Source organism: Klebsiella sp. LY, assembly GCF_004010915.1.
Lineage (GTDB): Bacteria > Pseudomonadota > Gammaproteobacteria > Enterobacterales > Enterobacteriaceae > Klebsiella > Klebsiella quasipneumoniae.
On sequence record NZ_CP022444.1, the window covers coordinates 3,855,844 to 3,882,755 of the forward strand.

24 protein-coding genes and 1 pseudogene are annotated in these 26,912 nt (G+C 60.8%); 12 read left to right on the forward strand and 13 right to left on the reverse strand.

Going from position 1 to position 26,912, the window contains the following annotated elements; translation table 11 throughout:
- Positions 1-120 precede the first annotated feature (120 nt).
- Positions 121-724, forward strand: a pseudogene (locus CE636_RS21875) (hypothetical protein).
- A gap of 53 nt (positions 725-777) precedes the next feature.
- Here the strand turns inward: CE636_RS21875 and CE636_RS21880 are convergent.
- From CE636_RS21880 to CE636_RS21900, 5 genes are all read right to left on the reverse strand, one after another.
- A complete protein-coding gene (locus CE636_RS21880; RefSeq protein ID WP_017898803.1) occupies positions 778-1,788 on the reverse strand; it encodes a LacI family DNA-binding transcriptional regulator in 1,011 nt (336 codons plus the stop codon).
- A 23-nt stretch (positions 1,789-1,811) separates the two neighbouring features.
- Positions 1,812-3,212, reverse strand: a complete 1,401-nt coding sequence (locus tag CE636_RS21885; protein ID WP_017898802.1) for a sucrose-6-phosphate hydrolase — start codon at positions 3,210-3,212, stop codon at positions 1,812-1,814.
- Positions 3,212-4,582, reverse strand: a complete 1,371-nt coding sequence (locus CE636_RS21890; RefSeq protein WP_017898801.1) for a sucrose-specific PTS transporter subunit IIBC — start codon at positions 4,580-4,582, stop codon at positions 3,212-3,214. The genes CE636_RS21885 and CE636_RS21890 overlap by 1 nt, the downstream gene beginning before the upstream one ends.
- Positions 4,583-4,686: 104 nt before the next feature.
- Complete coding sequence (locus tag CE636_RS21895; RefSeq protein WP_004202408.1) at positions 4,687-6,204, reverse strand: carbohydrate porin; 1,518 nt, start codon at positions 6,202-6,204, stop codon at positions 4,687-4,689.
- Positions 6,205-6,368: 164 nt separating this feature from the next.
- Positions 6,369-7,292 carry an aminoimidazole riboside kinase gene (locus tag CE636_RS21900; protein ID WP_017898799.1) on the reverse strand — a complete coding sequence of 308 codons (924 nt, stop codon included), beginning with the start codon at positions 7,290-7,292 and terminating at the stop codon, positions 6,369-6,371.
- A 238-nt stretch (positions 7,293-7,530) separates the two neighbouring features.
- Between CE636_RS21900 and CE636_RS21905 the strand changes: the two genes are divergently transcribed.
- The 3 genes from CE636_RS21905 (at position 7,531) to CE636_RS21915 (ending at position 9,796) form a co-directional block, all read left to right on the forward strand.
- Entirely contained in the window at positions 7,531-8,172 is a 642-nt protein-coding gene (locus CE636_RS21905; protein ID WP_025999104.1) for a Crp/Fnr family transcriptional regulator, read from the forward strand.
- 137 nt (positions 8,173-8,309) lie between these two features.
- Positions 8,310-8,654 carry a DUF3302 domain-containing protein gene (locus CE636_RS21910; protein WP_004202413.1) on the forward strand — a complete coding sequence of 115 codons (345 nt, stop codon included), beginning with the start codon at positions 8,310-8,312 and terminating at the stop codon, positions 8,652-8,654.
- Positions 8,654-9,796, forward strand: coding sequence for an HlyD family secretion protein (locus tag CE636_RS21915; protein WP_017898797.1), 1,143 nt, complete (start codon positions 8,654-8,656; stop codon positions 9,794-9,796). The genes CE636_RS21910 and CE636_RS21915 overlap by 1 nt, the downstream gene beginning before the upstream one ends.
- 41 nt (positions 9,797-9,837) lie before the next feature.
- Here the strand turns inward: CE636_RS21915 and CE636_RS21920 are convergent, their stop codons facing one another.
- From CE636_RS21920 to CE636_RS21930, 3 genes are read right to left on the reverse strand one after another with little or no spacing between them, the layout of a single operon-like run.
- Positions 9,838-10,635, reverse strand: coding sequence for an ABC transporter ATP-binding protein (locus CE636_RS21920; RefSeq protein ID WP_017898796.1), 798 nt, complete (start codon positions 10,633-10,635; stop codon positions 9,838-9,840).
- Positions 10,632-11,660: a FecCD family ABC transporter permease gene (locus CE636_RS21925; RefSeq protein WP_072140534.1), complete on the reverse strand. Its 1,029-nt coding sequence runs from the start codon at positions 11,658-11,660 to the stop codon at positions 10,632-10,634. The genes CE636_RS21920 and CE636_RS21925 overlap by 4 nt, the downstream gene beginning before the upstream one ends.
- A 60-nt stretch (positions 11,661-11,720) precedes the next feature.
- Complete coding sequence (locus CE636_RS21930) at positions 11,721-12,839, reverse strand: ABC transporter substrate-binding protein (RefSeq protein ID WP_017898794.1); 1,119 nt, start codon at positions 12,837-12,839, stop codon at positions 11,721-11,723.
- Positions 12,840-13,108: 269 nt separating this feature from the next.
- Between CE636_RS21930 and CE636_RS21940 the strand changes: the two genes are divergently transcribed.
- Together CE636_RS21940 and CE636_RS21945 are read left to right on the forward strand one after the other, a co-directional pair.
- The gene (locus CE636_RS21940) at positions 13,109-13,498 is read left to right on the forward strand and encodes a hypothetical protein (protein WP_002892699.1); all 390 of its coding nucleotides are present in this window, start codon (positions 13,109-13,111) and stop codon (positions 13,496-13,498) included.
- A 178-nt stretch (positions 13,499-13,676) separates the two neighbouring features.
- Positions 13,677-14,132 carry an RcnB family protein gene (locus CE636_RS21945; protein ID WP_017898793.1) on the forward strand — a complete coding sequence of 152 codons (456 nt, stop codon included), beginning with the start codon at positions 13,677-13,679 and terminating at the stop codon, positions 14,130-14,132.
- A gap of 60 nt (positions 14,133-14,192) precedes the next feature.
- Here the strand turns inward: CE636_RS21945 and CE636_RS21950 are convergent, their stop codons facing one another.
- Positions 14,193-14,780 (reverse strand): YSC84-related protein, encoded by a 588-nt coding sequence (locus tag CE636_RS21950; protein ID WP_017898792.1) that lies wholly within the window; start codon positions 14,778-14,780, stop codon positions 14,193-14,195.
- A 233-nt stretch (positions 14,781-15,013) separates the two neighbouring features.
- On the opposite strand from CE636_RS21950, the gene CE636_RS21955 reads away from it, so the two are divergent.
- The 3 genes from CE636_RS21955 to CE636_RS21965 all read left to right on the forward strand — a co-directional run bounded on the left by CE636_RS21955 (position 15,014) and on the right by CE636_RS21965 (position 18,070).
- Positions 15,014-16,192 (forward strand): M20 aminoacylase family protein, encoded by a 1,179-nt coding sequence (locus CE636_RS21955; protein ID WP_004202432.1) that lies wholly within the window; start codon positions 15,014-15,016, stop codon positions 16,190-16,192.
- A 19-nt stretch (positions 16,193-16,211) separates the two neighbouring features.
- Positions 16,212-16,988, forward strand: a complete 777-nt coding sequence (locus CE636_RS21960; protein WP_017898791.1) for an ABC transporter substrate-binding protein — start codon at positions 16,212-16,214, stop codon at positions 16,986-16,988.
- A 128-nt stretch (positions 16,989-17,116) separates the two neighbouring features.
- The gene (locus CE636_RS21965) at positions 17,117-18,070 is read left to right on the forward strand and encodes an aldo/keto reductase (RefSeq protein ID WP_017898790.1); all 954 of its coding nucleotides are present in this window, start codon (positions 17,117-17,119) and stop codon (positions 18,068-18,070) included.
- Positions 18,071-18,733: 663 nt separating this feature from the next.
- Here the strand turns inward: CE636_RS21965 and CE636_RS21975 are convergent.
- From CE636_RS21975 to CE636_RS21990, 4 genes are all read right to left on the reverse strand, one after another.
- Positions 18,734-19,525 (reverse strand): MoaF C-terminal domain-containing protein, encoded by a 792-nt coding sequence (locus tag CE636_RS21975; protein WP_017901098.1) that lies wholly within the window; start codon positions 19,523-19,525, stop codon positions 18,734-18,736.
- Between the two features lie 25 nt (positions 19,526-19,550).
- The gene (locus CE636_RS21980; RefSeq protein ID WP_004202438.1) at positions 19,551-20,327 is read right to left on the reverse strand and encodes an SDR family NAD(P)-dependent oxidoreductase; all 777 of its coding nucleotides are present in this window, start codon (positions 20,325-20,327) and stop codon (positions 19,551-19,553) included.
- A gap of 86 nt (positions 20,328-20,413) precedes the next feature.
- On the reverse strand, positions 20,414-22,147 hold the full coding sequence (locus CE636_RS21985; protein WP_017900832.1) for an arylsulfatase: 1,734 nt from the start codon (positions 22,145-22,147) through the stop codon (positions 20,414-20,416).
- A 45-nt stretch (positions 22,148-22,192) separates the two neighbouring features.
- Positions 22,193-23,380, reverse strand: coding sequence for an anaerobic sulfatase maturase (locus tag CE636_RS21990; protein WP_017900833.1), 1,188 nt, complete (start codon positions 23,378-23,380; stop codon positions 22,193-22,195).
- A gap of 425 nt (positions 23,381-23,805) precedes the next feature.
- Here CE636_RS21990 and CE636_RS21995 point away from each other — a divergent pair, with 425 nt between their 5' ends.
- The 3 genes from CE636_RS21995 to CE636_RS22005 all read left to right on the forward strand — a co-directional run bounded on the left by CE636_RS21995 (position 23,806) and on the right by CE636_RS22005 (position 26,911).
- Positions 23,806-24,489, forward strand: a complete 684-nt coding sequence (locus CE636_RS21995; protein WP_004202446.1) for a response regulator transcription factor — start codon at positions 23,806-23,808, stop codon at positions 24,487-24,489.
- 117 nt (positions 24,490-24,606) lie between these two features.
- The gene (locus CE636_RS22000) at positions 24,607-25,779 is read left to right on the forward strand and encodes an MFS transporter (RefSeq protein ID WP_017900834.1); all 1,173 of its coding nucleotides are present in this window, start codon (positions 24,607-24,609) and stop codon (positions 25,777-25,779) included.
- Between the two features lie 16 nt (positions 25,780-25,795).
- Positions 25,796-26,911: a class II histone deacetylase gene (locus tag CE636_RS22005; protein ID WP_017900835.1), complete on the forward strand. Its 1,116-nt coding sequence runs from the start codon at positions 25,796-25,798 to the stop codon at positions 26,909-26,911.
- The last annotated feature ends 1 nt before the right edge of the window (position 26,912 follow it).

Sequence of the window (26,912 nt, forward strand, 5' to 3'; positions counted from 1 at the left end):
AATACGTCCCGCCAGGCGCCGGCTGTCTATTTTTCCCGCGCTGCGCATCCTGTACAGTTTCGCGACTTTTGTTGTCCATTCGCCAGGGGGCCACGCCTTGCCCCCTGTTTCTGGAGTCGTATGAATACACCATCCTTAATCAAATCCTCGCCGCTCTCGCGACCGGGGAGAAAGGGCATTATCGTCAGCCTGCTGGCGGGACTGGCGATCCTGATCCTCAGTCGGGGCGTGAACCTGCCGGCCAGAGAGGTTTACCGTGAGATGCATACCCGGCAGCTGGAGGAGGATGCGCGGTGGGTGGCGGAACGCCTTGAACAGCGGATGAACACCCCCGCTCCGCAGCGGGAAGCGACCTGGCCGCTGGCGGTGATGCGCGCCGATCTGCATACCCTGGCCCGGCAGCGGCATTATCGGCTACTGCTGGTGAATGGCGACGGGCATCTGCTGGCGGCATCGCATGCGTTGCCGGCCAGCGTGCTGGCCCAGGTGCAGGCACAATTCCCGCGGGAGATGCAGCCGCCGCTGTTCGGCAGCCATTACCAGACCATTCAGCCCTTCGCCCCGCATCAGCGGATGTTAAGCCGGGCGCTGAACGGCAATGCCGGCCTGGCGGGCTGGAATCTCGTGATGCTGGCGCCGGACGGCGGATTGCCCTCGCTGCTGATGGCTTACCGCTGGCAGGTAACAATTGGCCTCGGCGTGGTGCTCGCCAGCGTGCTGCTGACGCTGAGGCAGGCGGCGCGCGCCCGGCGAAAACGCTAATCGCCGCCGGCGCCGTCAGGCATGGCGAAACTGCAGGGTAGCGGGCAGATAGCGCTGGAGCGGCTCCGGCGCCTGGCCGTCGATCAACTGGCTGAGCAGATCGTAGCAGTGCCAGGCCAGCTGGCGATTATCCTGCTGCACGGTATCAATGCGCAGGGAAAGTGAATCGTACAGATAGTGATCGTCGAAGCTGGCGAGATGAATATTGGAGTCCAACAGATGGTGCTGGCTCATATAGCGCAGGACCCCTTCCAGCAGGCCGCAGGCCGCGGTGAACAGCGCCTTCGGCGGCCGTCCCAGCCGCGCGCAGAGCGCGGCGAACATCTCGTAGCCGGAGCTGGGGTGATAGTTGCCGTTGATCACCCATTCGGGACGCAGCGTAACCCCCGCCTGAGCCAGGCCCTGGGTGAATCCCGCCAGCCGGTCGCGCGAAGGCGATAGCCGCGGCTGGCCGCCGAGAAACCAGAACTCGTCCGCATGCTGAGGGGCGATGCGGGAGATCAGTTCGGCCGTTGGGGTGACCGAGTCAGTCATCACCAGCGGCAGGGCGCTGTCGCTGGGGGAGCGGTCAAACAGCACCACCGGCAGCTGTTCGCTGAGCTTCAGGTAGTCGGCATCGCTGTGCATGCACGAGGCGACGATCAGGCCGTCGACCTGGCGGGCAATCATGTTATTGACCACCACGCTCTCCTGGCCGGGGTTTTCGTCGGTGCAGGAGATAAGCAGCTGCACGCCGGCTTCCCGGCAGAGCGTCTCAAGCTCATGGGAGAAAACGGCAAACCCGTAGTTGGTGATTTCCGGCACCACCAGGCCAATGGTATGGCTGCGGTTATCACGCAGCGAGCGCGCGTGAATGCTCGGCTGATAGTGCTGCTCGCGGGCGATCGCCAGCACGCGCTCGCGCGTCTCCTGCGCCACGCGCAGCTCTTTGCCACGACCGTTGAGTACCAGGCTGGCGGTCGCTTTGGAGACGCCCGCCAGTTCGGCGATATCTTTGATAGTTACGCGTTTGGTTTTCATCAGCACCCGGGAGCCTGAAAGCAAAACGCTTATTCTACCATGCATGGCCGCAGCAGCCAGCGGCAGAATGCCACCGGCGTCGCACCGCTGAAGATGAGCTGCCCCGGATAGCCCGGGAAGAAGCGGCTGCTCATTACCCCTTCGCCATCGTTGATGAAAATTTCCACACTGGAGCGGTCGATAAAGATCTGCAGCCGCCGCGCCTCGCCGCGCCAGTAGCGGTGATGCATCTCCGCCGTCTGCAGGCCGCGGCGCGACAGGCGCAGGCCGTCGCGGTTGACGGTGAGCTGCAGGGCGCCGGCAAAATCCAGCCCCAGCGTGCTGTTGGAGGCGATGTCAAAGGCCAGCTCCATCGGGGCGAGGGGCAGAGTCTGCCCGCGCCAGCCCTGGGCTTCCCCGCGCAGGGCGGTCAGTTCGCGCAGCGGACGCTGATACAGGGCACCCGACTGCCACTCCAGTTCGCGCACGCAGGTCATCTGGTGGATCCATCCCTGCGCGCGTGTGGGCTGATGCATCTCTTCCCCGTCCGGGACGCCCATCCAGCCGACCAGCAGGCGGCGGCCATCTTCGGCCAGCATGGTCTGCGGCGCGTAGAACTCAAATCCGCTGTCCAGCTCGTGCAGCGGGCCATGGTCGAAGGCGCCGCGTTCGGCGTCGAAACGGCCTGCCATCCACACCGCAGGATAGGTATTGAGAAAACGCTGAGCTTCGCGGGCCAGCCCCTGCGGGCAGCAGATCAGCAGGTGGGTGTCCGCCAGCGGAAACAGGTCCGGGCACTCCCACATGTAGCCACCGTTCGCCAGGCCGTTAACGTCATGCCCGGCTATCTCGCCCACCAGGCGCCAATCCCGCAGGTCGCTGGCGGTAAACAGCAGCACTTTGCCGCGCTGTTGCACATCCTGCGCCCCGAGGACCATGTACCAGCGCCCGTCCTGGCGCCACACCTTAGGGTCGCGTACATGGCCGGTATAGCCTTCCGGCAGCGGCAGTACCGGCCCCAGCTTGCTGAAGGTGCCATCGGCATTTTCCGTCGCCAGACATTGCCAGGCGGTGCGCCCGCCGTCGGGGAACTTCACGTTGCCGGTGTAGCACAGGGTCAGGGTACCCTCGAACTCGACTGCGCTGCCGGAGTAGCAGCCGTTGCGGTCATACTCTTCATCCGGCATCAGGGCGATAGGTTCATGCCGCCAGTGCAGCAGGTCGGCTGAGCTCCAGTGTCCCCAGCACTTATAGGTGTGGTCGCAGGCGAGCGGGTTCCACTGATAAAACAGGTGATAACGCCCGGCGACCTGGCAAAAGCCGTTGGGATCGTTCAGCAGTCCGCTGACCGGCGCCAGATGCCATTGCGGGTAATGGTCGTCGGCCAGCGCCTGCGGCTGGCCCTGCATAACGGCCTGCAGGATCGCAGGCAGGCGTGACGGTAATGACATTATTCAGCGTCCGTTTTGTATTTCAGCGTCAGAGAGAGCGCGAATGCCACGGCGAAGGCGATCGCCATCCCGATAATGTAGTTCAGCAGCGAACTGGCCTGCACGATGGCCATTCCCGGGATCGCCGTCAGGCCCACCGCGGTCATGTAGACGTGCATCGACACCACCCAGGCGCCGCCGGCGGCACCGCCCACCAGTGCGGCGATGAACGGTTTCACAAAGCGCAGGTTAATCCCGAAGATCGCCGCCTCGGTGATCCCCAGCATCGCCGAAAACGCCGACGGCAAGGTAATGGCTTTGATTTTGGCATCTTTGGTTTTAAACCACACGGCAAAGCAGGCGCCGCCCTGAGCGACGTTGGCCATCGCCCAGATAGGCAGCAGGAAGTTGACGCCGATTGACGGATTGCCGAGCAGACCCGCCTCAATGGCATGGAAGCTGTGATGGATACCGGTAATGACGATCACCGAATAGAGGCCGCCGAACAGCAGGCCCGCCAGCCAGCCGGCATGGCTGATAAGCGTGCTGAGGATAAACGAAATGCCGTCGCCGAGCGCGCGCCCGGCCGGGCCGATCAGCAGTAGGGCGATAAAGCCAGAGATAATCACCGTCAGGAACGGCGTGAGGATCAGATCCAGCGCGTCAGGAATAACGCGGCGCAGCCGTTTTTCGACAAGGCTCATAAACCACACCGCCAGAAGCACCGGGAAGACCGTACCCTGATAGCCGATCATCGCCACTTCGATGCCGAAGAAATTCATGGTGTGGAAGCCGGCGGCGACGCCCCAGGCGTTGGTCAACGCCGGGTGGGTGAGGATCCCGCCGAGGGTCGCGCCCAGATAAGGGTTGCCGCCAAATTCGCGGGCGGCGGTAAAGCCGATCAGGATCGGCAGAATAATAAACGCCGCCGAGCTGCACATATCCAGCATGATATAGATAGCGTTGCCCGGGTCGACCCAGCCGTAGGTTTTCACCATCCCCAGCAGGCCCATCAGCAGGCCGGAGGCGACGATGGCGGGAATAATCGGCACAAAGATGTTGGACAGCAGGCGGGCAATGCGCTGGAACGGGTTCAGCTTTTTCGCCGCCAGGTCGGCGGCTTCGGATTTGCTCGATTCGCTGATACCCGCCGCCTGGATAAAGGCAGCATAGACTTTATTGACCACCCCGGTGCCGAAGATGATCTGCATCTGTCCGGCATTACGAAAGCAGCCTTTCACGCCGTCGATTTTGCCAATCGCCTGCTGGTCGGCGAGCGCGTCGTCGACCAGCACCAGCCGCAGCCGGGTGGCGCAGTGCGCGGCGCTGGCGATATTTTCCTTGCCGCCCAGCAGGGGAAGCAGTGAGCGGGAAATCTGTTCAAAATCCATAGTACCCTCTGAATGCATGATGATATGGCGTGGGCGGCGCCGGCCATGGCTGGCACCGCGAACCTTATATTTATGTTTTACTTACCCTGTCGCCCGGGTTCACGTCAGAACCAGGTCTCCATTTGCATACCGAACGACCATTCGCCGCCCGATTTGAACCCGTTGCTGCCTAACGCGTCGTCGTTGGCGTAGTTATCCAGCTTTTTGCTCCAGTCCATCCACGATGTATAAAAGCGGATCTCCGGGCGCGAGAAGAAGTCGCCGATGCTGCCGACCTTGAAGGTCGGGGCGAAGGTCAGCTTGTAGAAGCTGCCATTGACCGCATGGCGATCGTTGTAGCCTTCAGGCTGCAGATCCATGTACTGATAGCTGCCCTCCCAGGCGAGGGCGAAGTTCTGCGTCACTTCCTGAATCAGACGCAGGTTGAGAGTGGCCCACTGATAGCTGTCGCCATCGACATAGCGATCTTTACTGCTCTGCGCCAGCACGGCCGGGGCAATAAACCAGCGATCGCTCAGCGGGGTGGTGCCGTAGCTGGCGAAACGCCAGGTGTTGGCTCCCGGACGCAGCGCGCCGTCGGAGCCGATGCCTTTGACCTCGGCGCCCAGGCCGTGACCGTACAGCAGGGCCGTTTTGCTGGTCCCGTCGCGCAGGCCATAGAAGCTCTCATTGTGCAGACCCAGCAGGGCATGAACCCCGGTGTTAGCGGCATCGCCTTTCACCAGATTGCCGTTTGCGTCCTGGCGGTCGTCATTATCTTTCGCCCGCATCCCGCTGACCATCATCTGCACCGGGCCGGCAAAGTTATTCATGCTGACGATATAGTTCTGCACGCTGTTGCTGCTGTCGGCGATATCGCCAAAGTTGCGGCCGTATAACGAGAAGTTGCTGCGCAGGCTGTCGTTCCACTTCACGTCGTAGATCCCGCCGCCGGTCCCGGCGAGGAACACCACATCCGAGTCAATCCAGTGGATATCGAAGTTGTCGCGGTCAAAGCGCTTCCCGGCCCACAGGGTCGAGCCTTTGAACGGACCCTCGAAGGTCGGCAGGTTGCCCAGCTCGACGAACGCCTGGCGCACGTTCAGGTCGCTGCTGCTCGCCGTCCAGTCGTTATAGGTGGTTTGCCCATCGGCCACCATCACTTTGAACCGGGTGGTCGCCCCGTTGTCCAGGGTCTGCTTATGTTCGAGGTTCATTTCCACATAGGTATCGGCCTGGTTGCCCAGACGACCAATGGCGCCGCCGGTTTCCCCGGCGGGGGTCATATAGGCCCCGGATTTCGTGCTGGCGGCGGAGTCGTTCATGATCACCCCGGAGCGGGCGTAGCCGTGGAACTCAAAGCCGCCGGGCCGTTCGGCTTTTTCTTCCAGTTGGGTGGTGCGTTTGGCCACCTGCTGGGTGGTGGCCTGGGTTTGTTGCTGCTGCTGGGTTAGCTGCTGAACTTTCTGCTCCGCCGAGGCGGCGCGGCTTTCGGCAGTGCTGGCGCGAGTCTCGGCATCCTGCAGACGTTTTTCCAGGGCGGCGAGACGCGCTTCAATGCTGTTCAGGTCTGTCTGCCCATGGGCGGCGGCGGCGCCGGTTAGCAAAGCAATAAGAATGGCTAACTTCCGTTTTTTATACATGTTGGTGACATCCAAAGGTAAATCAGTGAGTGTGCTAACGTTTGCTAAACCGGTTTAGTTAATATGGTAAACATGTCGGTAATGCGGTGAAAATAAAAATTGCTAAACCGGTTTAAGAATTGTGATGTCGCCAGCAAAGTGGGCCGTTAGCCGGCCCAACGGGATCACAGCGAGCGCTGAAGATCGTCCCTGTAGGGCAGGGCGGTCATGGCGCCTTTGGCGGTGGTGGCCAGCGCGCCGCAGGTTTGCGCCAGCGTGAGGTCGGGAGCCAGGGCGGCGAGGTTGTCAGGGATACCATGGGCGGCGAGTCCGGCGAGCAGCCCGGCGACAAAGGCATCGCCGGCGCCGGTAGTATCGACGGCGACCACCGGGCGGGCAGGGAAGTGGCTAACCTGCCCGCGCAGCGCGGCCTGCACCCCCGCTTTGCCCTGGGTCACCAGCAACAGCGTCGGCTGGTAGCGGGCGTTCAGCCGGGCGATGCCGCTGACGATGTCGTCGCTGCCGCTGATAAAAGCCAGCTCCTCTTCCGAGAGTTTTATGGCGTCGGCGAGGGCCAGCGCCCGGTCGAGACAGTCGCGCAGTTCCTGCGGATCCTGCCACAGGTCGCTGCGGATATTGGGGTCGAAGCTGACATAGCCCCCGGCGCGCTTTATCGCCTCCATCGCCGCGAATGCCGTGCTGCGGCTCGGCTCCGCGCTGAGAGCGATAGAGCAAACGTGCAGCCACTGACCGGCGGCAAACGGCGGAAGATCCTCAGGCGCAAGAAACAGGTCGGCGCTCGGACGGACCATAAAGGTAAAGGTGCGCTCCCCGTGGCGATCGAGATCGACCACCACCGTGGAGGTGCGCTGCGCCGCATCGAGGCGCATATAGTTCACATCCACCTTCTCCTGCGCCAGGGTGTGACGCATAAAGCGGCCGAAGGGATCGTCGCCGACGCGGCCGATAAACCCGCTATCGCCGCCGAGCCGCGCCACGCCGACCGCGACGTTGGCCGGCGCGCCGCCGGGGCATTGCAGCAGGCGGCCCTCTCCGTCGGGCAGGAGATCGACGACCGCATCGCCGAGTACCCAGATTTTACCATTCATAGGACTAGTTCCTCTTAGCTAAACTTTGTTAAACCGTTTTAGCTAATTAAAGCACAGCCTGGCAGCAAGCGGAACGATTGGCGGACGAAAGGGCGGGGCGAGGGTGAAAAATGTGAGCCAGGCGGAATATTTCGCCACTCCAGATCTGGACTTTTCCTTCCTGACCCGCTTAGGTATAGTTCCACAGGCCGCGGTTAGCCCCGCCGCGGTGATAAAAGGTGAAGGAGTGCGTAGCGCGATGAACCCCAGTTTTGGCGATATTTACGATCGGTACCAGAAGCTGACGCTGACCACGCACCTGCCGGCGGTGATCGCCTGCAGTGAAACCCTGAGCCTGAGTAAAGACCAGCCGTTTCTGCCGCAGCCGGGCTATCTCTATTTTTTGCTGCAGGGGCAAATGACGCTGGCCTTTGGTGACGAGCAGAACCTGATCGGGATTGTTATCGCGCATATGCCGTTAGGGTTGCTGGAACATTATTGTCCGTCGGTGGCGCTTTATTATCAGTGTCTGGGCGAATGCCAGCTGGCGAAAATATCTGCCAACGATTTTGAACGGATATTCTTTCATTCGTCGCCGGGCTATATGCAAGAGCTGACCACGATCCTGGCCTATATGGGTATATTTGCCCTTGATGCCCACTATGAACGCGGCAGCCAGACTAGCTTTCAGACTATTAAGTCGATGCTGTCGCGCTATTTATATCGCGGTGAAATCGATGGTGGGCAACATGAAAGTCTGTCGGCATTTATTATTAAACGAACCAATCTCTCGCGCAGCTATGTTTATCAGGTGCTGGCCGCCCTGCGCGAGGGGGGATATATCACGGTGAAAAAAGGCAAACTGATTTCCATCGACCGCTCTATTCCTGAGAAATTCTGATTCAGATTCGTCGGCTCCCCGACATAACGTCGCTAAAATCCGCCCGGGGAAAGCGCTAAGCGCGCGTTTTCTCCCGGCCCTGCTACGCCTGAATCTGGCCGTTTTATTTATTTAACCTTGCACTCTGGAGTTATTTTATGACCCTGGACTATGTGGCGCTGGCGATTCTGATCGCCGTGGCCTTAATACTTTTTTATGGCGTGATTGTTATTCACGATATTCCTTATGAAATCGCCAAAGAGCGGCGCCATCCTCATCAGGATGCGATTCATTATGCCGGCTGGGTCAGCTTATTTACCCTGCATGCCCTGTGGCCCTTGTTGTGGATCTGGGCGACGCTGTGGCGCGAAGATCGCGGATGGGGGATGCGCCGCATCGCCGACGACCAGCAGGTGCTGCATCAGCGTCTGGAAACGGTGGTCCAGCGGCTGGAGCAGGTGCAGCGCGAAGTGGACCTTCTGAAAGCGAAGGAGGCAAAATAATGGAAACGTTAATGTTGCTGACCTACGCCGCGCTATGCATCGTGGTGTTTAAAGTCTTCCGCATCCCGCTCAATAAGTGGACCGTGCCGACGGCGGTGCTCGGCGGTATCGCCCTGATTGGCGCGGTGATTTTCGGGATGAATTACAACTTCCCCTATACCGACGTCGGTAATCAGGTGTTTCGCACCGTACCGATTGTGTCGCAGGTGCGCGGTCGGGTGCAGAGCGTACCGGTGAGGCCTAACCAGAGGCTGCATAAGGGCGATGTGCTGTTTACTCTCGACCCGACGCCGTTCCAGGCAAAGGTGGACGATCTGCAGGCGCAGATTAAAGCGGCCAGCCAGGATGCGCTCTCCCTCAACGCCGCGTTAAGCCAGGCGGAGGCCGAGCTGAGCAGAGCGGTGGCTCAGCGCGACCAGTCGCGGCGGGAGTATGCCCGCTTTCGGGAGGGGCATGCCCAGGGCGCCTTCTCCGATCAAATGGTCGATACCCGTCTGCAGACGTGGAAAGCCGATGAAGCCAGCGTCAGCGCGGCTCAGGCGAAAGTGGTTCAGGCGCGTAACGCGCTGGACTCGGTGGTGAAGGGCAAAAATACCACCGTGGCCTCCCTGCTGGCGCAGCTGCAGAAGGCGCAGTTTCAGCTGGATAACACCGTCGTCCGCGCCCCGGAAGACGGCTATGTTAGCACCGTCGGCTTACGCCCTGGCACCATGTCCACCGCGCTGGGAATGCTGCCGCTGATGACCTTTGTGCCGGTGGAGGGCGACGCCTCGCGGGAGTATGTCGCGGCATTTCGCCAGAACGCCCTGCAGCGTCTGTACAAAGGCGAGCCCGCGGAGCTGATGTTTCCGGCCATCCCGGGCACCGTCTTCCGCGGGGAAGTGGCCGATGTGCTGCCGGCGATTGGCGAGAGTCAGTTTCAGGGCCAGGGCAAACTGCTGACCACGGACGCGCTCAATACCCATGGCCGGGCGCTGGTGGTGCTGAAGGTGACCGATCCACGTTTTGCCGAATACGCCCTGCCGCAGGGTGCTACCCTCGAGGCGGCGGTCTACTCAGATCACCTGAAAGAGCTGTCGCTGATCAGGAAGATCCTGATCCGCATGAAGAGCTGGGAAAATTACATCTATCTCGATCACTAAGCCGGCGGGCGCGGGGAGGACCAACCATCCCCGCGCCGCGGTCAGGCCTCGCGGTCCACCAGCCCGTCAATAATCACCTGCCGCACCCCCTGCGAACAGGGTTCAATACGGCCGCGCACGCCATAGACGGCCGCCAGGGTCTCAGGGGTGATGACCGTGGCCGGGGTGCCGTCGCCGAGCAGCTGGCCCGCTTTGAGCATCAGCACGTGGTCGGCGTGACGCAGGGCAATATTGATGTCGTGCACCACCACCAGAGTCACGATGTTGCGCCGCCGGGTCTCCCGGCGCACCAGATCCATCACGTGAAACTGGTAGTTGAGGTCAAGCGCGCTGAGCGGTTCATCGAGTAGTAGCAGGCGCGGCTGGCGAATCAGCGACTGGGCGAGACCCACCAACTGTTTTTGCCCGCCGGAGAGCTGATCGAGGTAGCTCATCGCCAGGTGGGCAATTCCCAGCTGTCGCAGCAGCGCCATCACCTCTTCCTGCTGCTGGGCGCTGTGGCGTCCCCCGGCGGCGCGCTGGGCCACGATAATCGACTCCAGCACATGCAGATGCACGCCGGCGGGCAGCGTCTGCGGAAGATAGACCACCTGTTCTGCGCGACGTGAGAACGGCTGCGTCAGCAGATTTTCTCCCTCCAGGCGCAGCTCGCCGCGGCAGGGGCCCAGCCCCGCCATCGCTCGCATTAACGTCGATTTACCGCTGCCGTTTGGCCCCAGCAGCGCAGTGATTTTCCCCCGCGGCAGATGGGGAACCGTCAGGTTCTCGATCACCTTGCGTCTGGGGTAGCCAGCGCTGAAGTGAGACAGCGACAGCCCGGATAACGTCTGGTCGCTCATACTTGCCCCCGGTGACGTAAAATAATGCTCAAAAAGAACGGGACCCCTACCAGGGAAGTGACGATCCCCACCGGAATAATGGCCCCCGGTATCAGGTTCTTCGAGGCGATGGAGGCCAGGGAGAGCACCAGGGCGCCGATCAGCGCGCTGGCGGGCAGGTAAAAGCGATGATCTTCGCCGAAGAGCATCCGCGCAATATGCGGCGCCACCAGGCCGATAAAGCCGATTGGCCCGACAAAGGCCACCGAAAGCGCCGACAGAATGCTGATCCGCAGCAGCGTGGTCAGGCGCAGACGGCGAACGTTAATGCCAAAGCTGATGGCCCGGTCCTCGCCCAGCCTTAGGGCGGTCAGCGCCCACGCGCTGCGCAGCGACAGGGGCATCACCAGCGCCAGGGCGACCAGCAGGATGGCGACTTTGCTCCAGGAGGCGCGGTCGATGCTGCCCATGGTCCAGAACACCAGCCCCTGCAGAGTGTCTTCATTAGCAATGAACTGCAGCATCGAGACCAGGGCGTTAAAGGTAAAGACCAGCGCGATGCCGAACAGAATGACGCCGGAGGTAGCCACCTGGGTCCAGCGGGTAATGCCATCCAGCAGCAGGGCCGCCAGCAGGGCGAAGATAAAGGCGTTGGCCGAGATAAACCACTGGCCGGGAATACCGGGCAGACCAATACCCAGCACAATCGCCAGCGCGGCGCCAAACGCCGCAGCCGAGGAGACGCCCAGGGTAAACGGGCTGGCCAGCGGGTTATTGAGGATGGTCTGCATTTCGGCACCAGCCAGTCCCAGCGCCAGACCGACGATAATCGCCATCACCGCATAGGGTAGGCGGATATCCCAGACGATGGCGCGAATGCCCGGATCGGCGCTGGCCGGATCGGTTAACGTCTGCCACAGGCTCTGCAGCGGCAGTCCGGAAGGGCCGAGCATAAAATCGAACAGCAGTGAAGCGACAATCAACAGCGCCAGCAGCAGCAACAGCAGCAGGCGGCGACGCACGATATGGCGATAATGATCCATCACGCCAGAAGTCCCGGCGGGCAGCTCGTCGAGCACGGAGTCGGAGGTTAAACGCATGCCGGATTACTCGCTCTGCTGCCAGGAAAAGACGAACGGCTGGTCCGGCAGGTCGGTGAAGTGACGCACGATATAATGGTAAGTCTCATCGGGGTTGAGATCGCGGAAGGCCTGCGGATAGATATCTTTCGCCAGATATTCCATGCCGACAATATTCCACGGATGGTTATAGAAGTGGTGATAGACGCCATAGGCCCGCTTTTCCTGCACCGCCGGGATCTGGCTGACCCCCGGTCGCGCCAGCAGCGTCTGCGCCTGGGCTTTCACCGCCTCCGGCTTAACCTCATAGCCGAGGGGCAGCACCTGGCTGTTTCCGCGCTTCGAGCCGGTCATTATCCAGGCGTCGGGCTTCATGCTGATGATTTTCTCCAGCGAGACGAACCCGGAGGCGCCCGGCAGCAGCTGCGAACCGATATTGTTCGCCCCGACCGCCTCCACCAGCCCGCCCCAGCCGCTGTGGCCGTGAGTAAAGCAGCAGGCGTCGCTGTTGCCGGCCAGCGCTTCCACGAAGACGTTGGCCTTCGGCGTGATGGTCGCGGTTTTCTGGCGAATCGACTGCAGCTGCTGACGATAGTAATCGGTAAAGGCTTTGGCCTGGCTCTCGCGGTTGAGGACTTTGCCCAGCAGGTCGATGCTGGGAGCGGTATCTTTCGCCGGGTCGATCTCATAGTCGACAAACAGCACCGGAACGTGCAGGGCGCTGAGCTTGTCGATGACGCCGCTCTCCATCAGCGCTGGCCTGGCGCGCAGCTGGGCGATCATCAGATCCGGCTGGCGGGCGATGACGCTTTCAAGATCGACATTCCCCTTGTCGCTGAAGCCCATGTCAAGGATCGTGGCCGACTGCGGCCACGTCGTTTTCAGCATCTGCCAGGTGGCAACGTCCTGCTTTTTCGCCAGATTATTCCATGCCACCAGCCGCTTAAATGGATTGTCCCGGTCCAGCAGGGCGAGGGTCATAATGTCGCGGCCATCCTGCAAAATAATACGCTGCGGCTCTTTAGCCAGGGTGACCTGCCGGCCGTCGAGGTCAGTAACCGTCAGAGGATATTGGGTTGCATAGCTGAAGAAGGGAGTCGCGATCAGCGCAGTAAGCAACAGCGATCTTACTGATTTTCTTGCCATAAAATGAGTTCCGTTTGCCAATTTATAAATATAATGATTCTGAGAATTATTCTCGAGTAAACGTCAACGGCAAGTATATCAAGCGCAAATTTCACGAAATGTAACAAACATGTTGGAAATTATGCCAACGCCGACAGGGCGCACAGCGTCAGCATTTTCTGCCATGGTTGCTGGTCGAAGACGTTTTTCAGGCTAATTCCTAATGTCATCCCCGGTTCGTTGTGCCATCCTGAATACGACTCATAACACGACACGTGAGAGAGGATATTATGAAAAAAGCAATGATTGCGTTATCGGCTATTCTGGTTGCGGCTCCGGTTTTTGCTGCGACAACACATGCAACAGATGATACCGTCGCGGCGGCCAATGCCAATGCCAACACCGCTAAAGAGAAGCTGCACCAGGCCCAGCACGAGGGCGAAGAGCAGCAGCTGAAGGCGAAACATGCGGCCGAAGGCAAACAGGATAGCGTCGGCAGCCAGGTGAGCGAAGGCGCGCAGAAGACCTGGAACAAGACCAAAGAAGGGACTGAGAAAGGTTGGGATAAGACCAAAGAGGTCAGCGAAAAAGGCTGGAACGCCACCAAATCCGGCGCAGAAAAGGGCTGGGATAAAACCAAAACCGGCGCTGAAGAGTTAAAAAATAAAGTGACTGAGTAAGTCCTGATATCAGTCTGAATAAAGGTCGCGAGAGCGGCCTTTTTTATTGCTCGTACTCCCCCATAATGCCTTCCCCGACAGCAGAAACCCCAGATGCCAGGAATCGTCCTGGTTAAGCGGATACTCACTCTTTCTTCACATTTTCCCGTTACAAAGAACTTCAATCAGGAGGTGTACGATGAAAAAGATGATTTCTCTGGCGGTAATATTATCCACTGTGCTGAGCGTCCAGGCCTTTGCCGATGGCCCAAACGACGGCCATCGTCCGGGGCAGCCAACGGTGTGGCAGAACGGTTCGGATCATCATGGGCATGCGCCGCAGGGCGGACCTGACGCGCATCGTCAGGGTGACCATGACCTGCGTGGCCCGGATCGTGACGGGCATGACAAGCGCGATCAGGCACGGCATGAGCAGGACCATTTCGCCTGGCGCGGTAACGATTTCCGCAAAGGCCACCCGGCTCCGGCGCCGTTCCGTGGCGATGAGTATCGCGTCCGTGACTGGAGCGACCGCGGCCTGCCGCCCCCGCCGGAGGGCCATCACTGGTCCTATATCGACGGTAACTATGTGCTGATCGCCGCGGCGACCGGGATCATCACCTCGATTCTGGTGAGCGGCGCCCTCGGCCACTAAATGCACGTCTCCCAACGCCGGGCAGGGAACACCTGACCCGGCGATGGATCACCGCCGGGGCTACGGGTTCAGTTCGTCATCCGGCCAGTATTTATAGCCATTGACCATCGCCTGGGCGGCCAGCCCCTTGTCGGTGATTTCATAGACGTTCACTTTTGACGGCAGCGAGGAGGTGTCCTTCGCTACGCCGTTCGCGGAGGCGGCGATCGGCGCGATGCCTTTGTCATCATATTTCGCCGCGGCGTTCGCATCGGCGCCGACCATATATCCCTGGCGGATAAAGGTCTCCAGGGCCGCTTTATCATGGAAAACCAGCACCGTGCGTTGCTGTTTAATCCCCATCCCCAGGCCGGCGCCGCCCTGGGCCATTTTCATATAGGTGTCCTTCCCGGTGGCCTTATCCCGCACCACGCCGTAGCCGCTGCCAAATCCGAACAGCAGGATCTTGCTGCTGTTGTTGGCGAAGACCGCATAACCCTTCGCATGCTGAATATCGCTGCGGGCCTCGGGCTGCAGGGTGTAAAGTTTATTGAGGGTTTCGTTGCGCATCTTCTGAATACTGGCCCGCTGCTGGCTGGCGGTATCCCCCTGCGCGCTGCAGCCCGCCAGCGCGGTCATGGCGACGAGGAAAAGCGTCTGTAATCTCATAGAAGTCTTTTTATTTAAATCTGAATACGGCCGGAAATAGTAGGGTAAATAACGGTTAATCCTCCATGAAATAAACATTTATTTTTAAATTTCACCGTTTCGAATGCTTTTTACACTGCCGCGAACGCATTATTAAATAAGATGCCGTCATTTCCGATATTAGAAATCCTGCTTGCATAAAGTTTTCACCACGCTACCGTGTTAAGTCCTTACGATATTTCCCGGAGAGCGGCATGAGTGATTATGTAATTCCAGAAATTAAAGCGACGGAAGCGGAAATGATTTCTCTGCGTCATTATTTACATGCCAATCCGGAATTAAGTCTGGAAGAGTTTAATACCAGCGAACTGGTCGCCAGCAAGCTGACCGAGTGGGGCTATCAGGTGACGCGCGGCCTCGGCAAGACCGGGGTGGTCGGCAGCCTGAGCAAAGGCGATTCGCCGCGCACCATCGGCCTGCGCGCCGATATGGACGCACTGCCGATCGAGGAAACCACCGGTTTACCCTGGGCCAGTACGGTATCGGGGAAAATGCACGCCTGCGGTCATGACGGCCATACCACCATTCTGCTGGCAGCGGCGAAATACATCGCCTCGCCGGCCTGTCAGTTCAATGGCACGGTGCATCTGATTTTTCAGCCGGCGGAAGAGGCTATCGGCGGCGCCGATTTAATGATTAAAGACGGCCTGTTTGAGCAGTTCCCCTGCGAACGCATTTTCGGTCTGCACAACATGCCGGGGTTGCCGGTGGGCAAGCTGGGCTTCTATGCCGGCAACTTTATGGCCTCGGCGGACACCGTCAAAATCACCCTTACCGGCTACGGCGGCCACGGCGCCCATCCGGAGCGCACCGTCGACCCGATCGTCGCCGGCGCGGCGCTGGTGATGGCCCTGCAGAGCATCGTGGCGCGCAACGTGCCGCCGGGCGAAACGGCGGTGGTCAGCGTCGGCACCTTCCAGGCCGGTATCGCCTCCAACGTCATTCCGGAGAGCGCGGTGATGGAGCTCAGCGTGCGGGCGATGAAGCCGGAAATCCGCGACCTGCTGATCAAACGTATTCACGAGCTCAGCGAATTTACCGCTAAAAGCTATGGCGCCAGCAGCGCGGTGGAGGTTTACGACTCCTACCCGGTATTAACCAACAGCCCTGAAGAGACTGACTTCGCCCGGGCGCTGGCTCTGGAGGTGTTTGGCCGCGAAGGGGTGCTGGAGTCGGTCTCGCCGATGAACGCCAGCGAGGATTTCGCTTTTATGCTGCGCGAACGTCCGGGCTGCTACTTCCTGCTGGGCAACGGCGAGAAGGGGGAGAAAGGCGGCTGCATGGTGCATAACCCCGGCTACGACTTCAACGATGACATTATCACCACCGGCGCGACGCTGTTCGCCCGTCTGGTGGAAAAGCACTGCCGTTAACCTCTGGAGAAGAACTGGAATGAAAAAATCACTACTGCTATGGCTGGCGTTAATGGCGTCGACGTCGGCGCTGGCCGAAGGGGGAAAGGCGATCCGCTTTGGCGTCGACCCGACCTTCGCGCCGTTTGAATGGAAGGATCCGCAGGGCAAGCTGGCGGGGTTTGATATCGATTTAGGCAACGCCATTTGCCAGCAGCTGCAGGCGAAATGCGTGTGGGTGGAAAGCAATTTCGACGGCATTATCCCGGCGCTGAAGGCGCGGAAATTCGACGCCATCCTTTCCGGGATGTACATGACCGAGAAGCGTAAAGCGCAGATTGCCTTTAGCGACAAGCTGTATAACGGGCCAGTGTTCCTCGTGGCGCGTAAAAATACCCTGAAAGGCAATACGCCGGACCAGCTGAAGGGCAAAACCATTGGCGTCGAGCAGGGCTCGGCGCAGGAGACTTACGTTAATCAGCACTGGCGTCCGCAGGGGATCAACATTGTGGCCTACCAGGGGGCCGATAGCGTGGTGCGCGATCTGGAGTCCGGGCGCATCGACGGCGCGGTACTCTCCGGCATGATGGCCGACTACAGCTTCCTGCAGCAGCCGCAGGGTAAGGAATTCGCCTTTGTCGGCAGCCATCTGCAGGATGATACGCTGTTTGGCGCCGGGGCGGCTATCGGCTTACGTAAAGACGATGAGGCGCTGCGTCAGGAAATAAACGGCGCGATTGCGAAGATCCTTGCCGACGGCACCTATAAAAAATTAGCCAGCAAATATTTTAGCTTTGATGTTTATTCCGGGACATAATGTCTGAGTGTACCCGCGGGCATGGATCGCCCGCCGTAAGATTCCTTTTCTGATTATCCAATCGACCTCCTCTCCTGACCATTGTGGTTACCTGAGGGAAGCAGAATATAAGCTAAGGAGTACTCGGCATGATGACACGTCCCTTGGGCAAAACCGGATTTTCCATCGCCCCGTTAGTGTTTGGCGGTAACGTCTTTGGCTGGACCATTGATGAAAAAACCAGTTTTGCCCTTCTTGATGCTTTTGTTGACCACGGCTTTGACACTATCGATACGGCGGATGTTTATTCCCGCTGGGCAGAGGGCAACCAGGGCGGCGAATCCGAAACCATTATTGGCCGCTGGCTGCAGGCGCGCCCCGGCATGCGCGATAAAGTCAAAATTTTCACCAAAGTCGGCTCCGATCTCGGCCTTCCAGGCCATAAGGGACTCAGCAAAGCCTGGATCCAGCAGGCGGTAGACGACTCCCTGCGCCGCCTCAATACCGACTATATCGATCTCTACTTTTCCCACTGGCCGGATCCGCAAACCCCGGTAGCGGAAACGCTGGAGGCTTTCCACAGCCTGCAACAGGCGGGGAAAATTCGCGCGATGGGGGCCTCTAACCTCGATGCAATGCAGCTGGCGGGGGCGCTGGAGGTAGCGCGCAAGGGCGGCTTGCCTGCCTGGCAGGTGCTGCAGCCGGAATATAACCTCTACCACCGCTCCGCGTTTGAAGGCGCGCTGTGCGATCTCTGCGTCAGCCGCGATATCGGGGTGGTGACCTACTACAGCCTGGCCTCGGGATTCTTAACCGGTAAGTACCGTCAGCCGTCGGACCTGGCGCAGAGCCAGCGCGGAGGAGGGATTGGTAAGTACCTGAATCCGCGCGGGATGCGGATTATCGATACCCTGGTGGCGGTCGCGGATGAGCAGGGGGCGAAGCCGGCGGAAGTGGCCCTCGCGTGGCTGATCGGCCGCGAAGGGGTGACCGCGCCGATCGCCAGCGCCACCAGCGTGGCCCAGGTGGAAAGTTTTGCCCGCGCGGCGGCGCTGAGCCTGAGCGCGGAGCAGGTGGCGCGACTGGATAGCGCCAGCGCCTAAGTCACGCCCTCTTCCCGGCGGGGAGAGGGTGGACAAATGGCGCAGACCGCAGGTCGGGTAAGGCGCCAACCGCCACCCGGCGAAATAACGGCACAATCGTCAATTTCCCTGTTTGCAATGCGCCTGGCAGGGCTACAACTTCTATGTGATTTCCGGACAGATTGCGCTCCCGATATGTCTTCTGCGCTATGTCTCTTATGGCGCTGGGAGCGCACAGGGGGCGGCCAGTCGCCGCCGCCCCCTGTACCCCCGGGCTCCGGCCAGCAAAATCGCCGCTGCGCGGTACCTTCGACTTTTCCCTGCAGGCTTCGGGTCGGGCCGAGGCAGCGTCCCTGCAAAACACGGCCCTCAGCCCGCATCCATGCGGGCTGCCCCGGCCTTCCGGGAACGTCTCAGCGATTTTGAGGCCGTCAGCACCGGCAGTTTCAGTCGTGCAAGTGGGTAAATCAAGGACAGGTCGCACGAACCCTGTAGGCCGGGTCAGGCGCAGCCGCCACCCGGCATAAAGCGGCTCCGTACCCGCTGTCATCGCCCGGCGGCGCTGCGCTTGCCGGGCCTACGATGTATCAGCCTGTGAGAGGACCCTGTAGGCCGGGTCAGGCGCAGCCGCCACCCGGCAACATGACGGGCAGGGGGCCTGAAAGCGTGCCCGGCGGCGGCCCTTTATTCCTGATGGCGGGTGAGGTTGAGGATCTTCGCGCTGGCGCCGACCGGGAAATTGCTGAGGGCGCCGAAGTCGCTGCCCTGATAGCCCATGATCTTGCCGTCGGTGCGCATCTGCTGAAGATCGATCAGGATCACCCCCAGCGTGGGAATGATTTTCTCCCGCCAGACGAACAAATAGAGATCCTCAGCCACCTGCACATAGTGGCAGCGATCGACATCCGCCAGCCCCTTTTCCACGCCGTCCAGACATTGCCAGGCGTAAAAATTATCGTTGAGATAGATGTGCTCATAGCGCTCAGTCGGGCTGTAGGTGTACTGATTGCGCATGCCGACCAGCGCATCGGTAAAGCCCGGCAGCGGCCCCGGCTGCGCATCCAGGCGGGCGAAGACAAAGCGCGTTTCTACCGCGGTCAGCGGCAGGCCTCGCTCCACCCGGCTGAAAGCGTCCAGCCGCGCGGCGGCTTCGTCCGGCAGCTGGCCGTAGACCAGGGTGGCGTTGCGCTGCGTCAGGTTGCATACCGCGCTGACGCTGGCGTTATCCCGCTCCGGGTCAAGGAAGTCGATAAACAGAATATCCGGGCGCAGGGCGGTCGCCCGCCAGGGGGCGCGCTTGCCGTTCCAGCTTAGCGTCTGCTCATCTTCGATGATCAGCTGCTGCGGCTCACTTCCGGCGACATAAAAGGTAAAGCGCTCGCCTGCGGGCAGGCTGGCGGTGGCGAGTAAATTACCGTGTGGCGCAAAACCATCGGCCAGCGCGCCGACCTGGATAAATACGGCTTCTGAAGTCATAGGGGCTCCTGAACAGAGTAGGGCGTTAGGCAAACGCCAGAGTGGGAACATCGACGATACTGGCGCCGCCGTCGGCGACCAGCGTGGCGCCGCTGATGATGGCGGCCTGCGGCGAACAGAGAAACTGACAAGCCTCGGCTATCTCCTCGGGGCTGGCGGGGCGGCGCAGCGGAACGTCGCGACAGACTCGCTGATAAGCCTCAGTCAACGATAGCCCTTCCGCCTGCATCAGCGGGAGCATCTCTTCATCCGCCATCGGCGTGGTGACCCAGCCGGGGCAGACGGCGTTGGCGCGCACCCCCTGGGGACCGTAATCGCGGGCGACGGAGCGCATCAGGCCGATTAAGGCGTGTTTGGCGGTGACGTAGCCGCAGGCCTGCGGACCGGCGGCCAGCGAGGCGATGGAGGCAACAAACAGCACGTTGCCACGGCGGGTAATCAGCGAGGGCAGGCAGGCGCGAACGCTGGCGAAGGCGCTGGTGAGATTGCCGTCCAGCGCCTCGCGCCACTGGCGGTCGCTGGTCTCGGCGGCGGGGCTGTTGCCCATCCCGCCGGCGCTGCAGATGAGGACATCAACACCGCCGCTCTGGTCGAGAATGGCCGGCAACAGCCGCTGGCGCCACACCTCGCCGTCGGCGGCATCGCCCATCAGCGCCGTGGCGCCGGTCTCATCGGCGACAGCCTGCAGCGGCGCCTCGCGCCGTCCGGTAATAAACACGCGGTCGCCCGCGGCGCGCATCAGCCGCGCGCAGGCGGCGCCAATTCCGGTTCCGCCGCCGGTGATCACCACGACTCTCGCCATTCGCTCTCTCCTGTAATGGGGTTTCCGATTACCTTAAAAAGCGCGTCAGCTCCCGGCTATCGCCCGGAAGAACGATAGCCGCGGGGTTAATGGATCTCGCTCACCGGGATCGCCTGCGGCGCCGGAACCGGCTTCATGGTGGCGGGATCGACCGCCAGATAGCGTCCGGTTTTGCTGTCAATACCGACGTAATCGATCATCTTGCCCTGCGCCCAGGTGACCATGGTGCGTCTGGCGAACGCCTCGTAGGCCTCGCTCATCGCTTTGACCCGATCGGGATGTTGGGCCGCGACGTCATGGGTCTCCAGCGGGTCGTCGTGCAGATTAAACAGCTGCCACGGCGCGTCACCGGCGGTGAGGCCCCGCGGCACCAGCCGCCGCAGCTTCCATTCACCATCGACCCACGCCGCCTGATGGTGCAGCTCAACGCCGTATTTCCCGCGCGGCGGCGCCTGTACTTCGCCGGTGAGATAGCGCTTAAAGCTGACGCCGATCATCGGCAACACCGGCTTCTTCGCCAGCGATTTGTTCGGATCGATACCGGCGAATTCATACAGGGTCGGCGCTACGTCGTACACCGCCATCGTCGAGGCGTCGATGTGACCGTGGCGGGTGATCCCGGGACCGGCGATCATAAAGTCGGTGTTAATCCCGCCCTGGGCGCTGGTGGTCTTATGGTAGTTGGCGTAGGGGGCGTTGCTGACGTTGGCCCAGTGGGGGCCGTAGGAGACAAACGAGCCTTTGCGGCCGATGTTGTCATAGCGGTTATCGAACTGCTTCCAGAATTCCGGGGTAGATTCGTAATAAAAACCCTGCGCCGGGTTGGCGCCGTTATCGGTTAAAAAGACCAGTAGGGTATTTTTATCGCGCCCGGTGTGTTTCAGCGTCTCCATCAGGGTGCCGATCTGCGCGTCCATATTGGCGATCATCGCCGCATACACCTGCATCACTTTCGCCGTATATTTCTGCTGCTCTGGCGTTAGCGCCTCCCACTCTTTATCCAGCTCCAGATGCGGCAGCGGGGTATCGTCATGGATAATTCCCAGCGCTTTCAGGCGGGCGATGCGCTGGCGATAGACCTCGGCGTAACCCTGCTCATACTGGCCTTTGAAGCGCTTAATCCACTCGTCCGGCGCCTGCAGGGGATCATGAGGGGCGGTGAAGGCCAGCCAGGCGAAGACCGGCTGTTCCTTCGGCGTCGCTTTAATCCAGCTGTTCATCTGCCGGGCGTAGGCTTCGCTGGAGTAAAAATCATCCGGTAGGGAGACGCGCTCGCCGTCGCGGGTGTAGTAGGTGTGGAAGGCTTCAACGGTCCCCAGGGGTATCGCGTCGTTAAAGTGGCTGGTGCCGCCGCCCATAAAGGCGAAGGCGTGATTAAAGCCGCGATCTTTCGGCGTGGCGCCGGGAACAAAACCGAGGTGCCACTTGCCGGCCATCAGGGTGTTATAGCCAGCGTCTTTAAAGCGCTCGGCCATGGTGGTGACGCGGTCGGTCAGCCGCAGCTCGTAGCCCTCCTTGCCAATGGTGCTGTCGTACCACCACATACCGCCCATCCCGGCCTGCTGGTTGCTGTTACCGGTGAGCAGCATCGAACGCGCCGGGGCCGACATCGGCGAGGTGTAATACTGGCTCATGCGCATCCCCTGCTCGGCCATCGCCTGCAGGTTGGGGGTGGGGATTTCGCCGCCGAAGGGGCTGATGTCAGAGTAGCCCATATCATCGGCGATAATCACGATGACGTTCGGACGCTCTTGCTGGGCGGCGTGCGCGCCACCGGCGAGGATCACACTGACCGCCGCGGCCATGGCTGTTTTATTCACAACGGATTCTCCTGTTTCTGCGGGTATCACTTTCAGAGCAATGGGCTACGCCGGATGCGCGGCCCCGACAAACGCGGCCCGCCAGGCTTGTAGCCCTTGAAGGTCGCGGGAAAAAGGGCGCACGGGCGCCAGAATTTCGCTAAAGAAGCGGTAGTAGCCGCCGCAGAGGCGGTTGTTGCCCGCGGCGTTCAGATGCGCCGGGCAGCCGCCCTGGCAGACCATTTTGACCGCGCAGGTCTGGCATTCGCGGCGCAGGCTTTTCTGCTGACCGAAAGGCAGCTGCACCGAGGCGTCAACCGCGTGCGCCAGCGTCATGTCGTCAAGGCGGCCCAGCCGATGTTCGGCGTTGATCAGATGGTCGCAGGCGTAGAGCTCTCCGTCGGGCTCCATCACCAGATTGCTGCCGCAGCGGGCGCTGTGCACGCAGCTGCCGCTGGTGTGAGTGAAGTACTGCGCCCACGCCTGCTCGATATTGATGACGAACACCCGCCCCTTGTCGCAGCGCTTCTGCCACTGCCGCCAGATGCCGACCATAAAACGCCCCCAGTTATCGGCACTCAGCTGATAGCCCTCGCGCAACGCTGCGCCTTCGCTCATCAGCGGCTGAAACTGTAGATAGCGCGCGCCGAGGCTGACCAGCCGGTCATAAATCGCCGCCGCGTGGGCCGCCATCTCGTTATGCACCACCACCAGCAGGTTAAAATCCACCTGATGCTGGTGGAGAAAGCCGATGCCGCGCAGTGCCGCCGGCCAGCTGGCCCGGCCGCGTTTATCCGGACGATGCTGGTCCTGTAGCGCTTCGCTGCCTTCGAGGCTCAAGCCGATAATAAAGCGATGCTCGCGGAACAGCCGGCACCAGGCGTCGTTGATCAGCGTGCCATTGGTCTGCAGACTGTTGCTGATGGTGACGCCGTCGGGGGCATAACGCGCCTGCAGGGCGAGCGCTTTTTTGTAAAAGCTCAGGCCGGCCAGCAGCGGCTCACCGCCCTGCCAGACAAAGTTGATTTCCCGCGCGCCGACGGGCTGGGCCGCGATGTAGCGGCGGATAAACTGCTCCAGCCGCGCCTCGTCCATCTTGTTGACCGGCGTTTCATCCTGGGGGTAATAGCAGTAGCGGCAGGCGAGATTGCAGGCGGGGCCAATCGGCTTCATCAGAATATGAAACGGCACCGGCGAGCGCGGCTCAGCGGCCAGCGGAATTTGCTGCTGGCGCAGGGCGGCGATATTCAGCATCGGCTTATCCTCGGTTAATGACCGGCGCTGTTGCTATTATTTTGGCAACAGCGGGTCAGGCGTAATCACATGATTAAGCCGCGGCGAAAATTAATGGCATCCTGTTAAGGGTATAAGTGAAAAAAAACAGAAATCCATCGTTCTTAAGGATGAGAGAGACGCGTCCGGGATAGGGTTTTTTTATCACCAGAGGCAGGTACGCCGGGTATTAATCTTTTTTGTTTATGTTTTAACGCCGCTATCGTAAGGCATGGCGAGTGTGTTTTTTAAATGCTTTATATAACAATGCATTGCTGAAAATTTTGTAACGGCTATCACATTGTTAATATGTTAATGATTGTGTTACTTAAATGTGAAATGTATGCTTCAATTATCGGTAGTCATCCATGTGTCATGCACCATCATCTCGACGGGGAGGCCCTATCATGTCTGCTTTGTTAAAAGCCAGCCGTAATGATGCGATAATAGCCCGTTGTTTACAGACTATTTCTCAGTTAATTCCACTGACTTCAGCGGTGTTTTATCGAGTAAATAACCGGTTAAAACCCGAAAACTATATATTGCATAATATTTCCGATAATACGCACCAACAATATCTGGAAAACTTCCAGCCGCTGGATCCGCATTTACCGGCGCACTTTAGCCACCAGAACACCACCGTGGCGGCGATGACGCCGCGGCTCTGCGATCGCAACCGGCATTATTATCATGAATTTATGTTGCCGAATAACGTGCGTGACATGACCGAGATCTTCATCCGCCGCGAGCGGCGGATCATCGCCGGTATCTCGCTGATGCGCGACGTGCCTTTCTCCAGCGAAGAGCGTCATCGGGCCCAGGCGGTGCTGCCGCTGGTGGAGCTGGCGATCCGCGACTGCCTGCAGGAAGAAGATGACCTGCCCGCTATCCTGACCGCCAAAGAGCGGGAAATCGTCGGCATGGTGCGCGAAGGGGCCAGTAATAAGCTGATTGCCCGCCAGCTGGATATCTCGCTCTCGACGGTGAAAACGCACCTGCGCAATATCTTCGCCAAGACCGAAGTGGTCAATCGTACCGAACTGGTTTCCCGAACCTGGATGCCGGCTGCTCAGCGTACGCTGCATCTGTGATCTGACTTTCACATCCCGCGCGCGCCGTGGCAACACGGCGTTTTCCTGATGCCTGTGGGTATCACTCCCTGGAGGATCCTCCGGGGGGAGGCTTTTTTGACCGGAGCACGCCCTACGATGTCGAGTACACCTGTCACTGATAATGCGCTTTCCCGGCCCGCCGGGCTGGTGGTGTCCCTGCGTTTGCTGGCGGCGATTGTGATTTTTGCCGCTATTGCGCCGGGTATTCTGATGACCGCGCCGGCGGTAGCGGCGCAGCTGGCCAGCGAATGGCAGCTAAAACCCGGGCAGGTAGGCTGGCTGTTCTCAGCGGAGCTGGGGGCGATGAGCCTGGCGACGCTCCCGGCGTGGTGGTGGATGAGTCGCCTCGACTGGCGGCGGGTCGCCCTGATGGCCGGGGCGGTGTTTCTGACCGCCAACCTCGCCTCGGCGGTGGTCACCCAGTATGAGACGCTGCTGGCGGCGCGCTTTATCGCCTCACTGGCGGGCGGCACGCTGATGATTCTGTGCATCAGCTGCGCGGCGGGAACGCCGAACCCGTCGCGGGTCTACGCCTTTTGGGTGCTCGGGCAACTGCTGTTGGGGATGCTTGGCCTGCTGGCGCTGCCCGGCCTGTTCGCGACCTTTGGCCTGAAGGTGGTGTATCTGATCCTCGCCGCCATCATGCTCTGCTGCCTGCCGCTTGTGTCCGCTTTCCCGCCGCGCTTTCAACCGCTCTCTGCCTCCCGCCAGCAGCCGTCGACGGCGCTGTGGCGTCAGGCGCTGGCGGTGCTGGCGGTGCTCACTTTCTATATCAGCCTCAGCGCAGTGTGGACCTTTATCGGCACCATCGGCAGCACGGCGGGGCTGAGCCCGACGCAGGTGGGGCTGGTGCTGGCGGCGGCGACGGTTTGCGGCATTATCGGCGCCGGCGGCGCGGCCCTGCGCGGCACCCGGCGCGCCGATCGCTTACCGGTGTGGCTGGGCTACGGGCTGCTGATCGTCAGCGTCGGGCTGCTGGTTGGCCAGCCGCTGCTGGCGCGCTACGCCATCGCGGCGCTGCTGTTTAAGTTCACCTGGACCTTCGTGCTGCCCTTTATTCTCGCCCGCGTCGCCGGGCTCGATAACAGCGGTCGGCTGATGAACAGCATCAATCTGGTGATCGGCGGCGGCATGGCGGCAGGCCCGGCGCTCGCGGGGGCCTTACTGCAACGCTTCGCCAGCGCCGACCCGCTGCTGGCGGCGGCAGGCGTCTGCGCGCTGCTGTCACTGATTTTAATTGTGGCGGCTTCCGCCGCCGGGAAGGGTTAGCCCACGGGAGGATAGAGTGAAAAGAAAAACCGGTTTCTTCTTTGATGAACGTTGTTTCTGGCACAGTACCGGGCTGCACGCAGTGACGCTGCCGGTGGGCGGGTGGGTACAGCCACCCGCCGGCGGCGGTCATGCCGAATCGCCGGAGACCAAACGGCGGATGAAAAACCTGATGGATGTCTCCGGGCTGACGCCGCAGCTGGCGCTGCGCAGCGCGGCGCCGGCGAGCCTTGCGGACCTGCGGCGGATCCATCCCGACAGTTATCTGGAGCGCTTCAAGGCGATAAGCGATAACGGCGGCGGCATGCTCGGCAAAGAGGCGCCGCTGGGGCCGGGCAGTTATGAAATCGCCTGTCTTTCCGCCGGGCTGGCCTGCGCGGCGGTGGAAGCGGTGCTGAAGGGAGAACTGGATAACGCCTATTCGCTGTCGCGTCCGCCCGGACACCACTGCCTGCCGGACCAGTCGATGGGCTTCTGTTTTCTCGCCAATATCCCCATTGCCGTGGAGCGAGCGAAAGCGCTGCTCGGGCTCGGCAAGGTGGCGATCATTGACTGGGACGTTCATCACGGCAACGGCACCCAGCATATCTACCTGCAGCGCGATGACGTGCTGACTATCTCCTTGCATCAGGACGGCTGCTTCCCGCCGGGCTACTCTGGCGAGGAGGATCGCGGCGTGGGGGCGGGGGAGGGTTACAACATCAATATTCCGCTGCTGGCCGGCGCGGGGGATGACAGCTGGCGCTATGCGCTGGAAACCATCGTTATTCCGGCGCTGGCGCGCTTTGAGCCGGAGCTGATTATCATCGCCTGCGGCTATGATGCCAACGCCATGGATCCGCTGGCGCGCATGCAGCTGCACAGCGACAGCTTCCGGGCGATGACTGAACAGGTCCAGCAGGCGGCGGATCGCCTGTGCGGCGGGAAACTGGTGATGGTGCACGAAGGCGGCTACGCCGAATCCTACGTGCCGTTCTGCGGCCTGGCGGTGATGGAGGCTCTGAGCGGCATCCGCACCGAGGTCCAGGATCCGCTGCGGGAATTTATTCAACAACAACAGCCGAGGGCGGAGTTTGCGCAGTTCCAGAGGCGGGCTCTCGATCGGCTGGCGCAGCAGTTTGGCCTGCTATAAA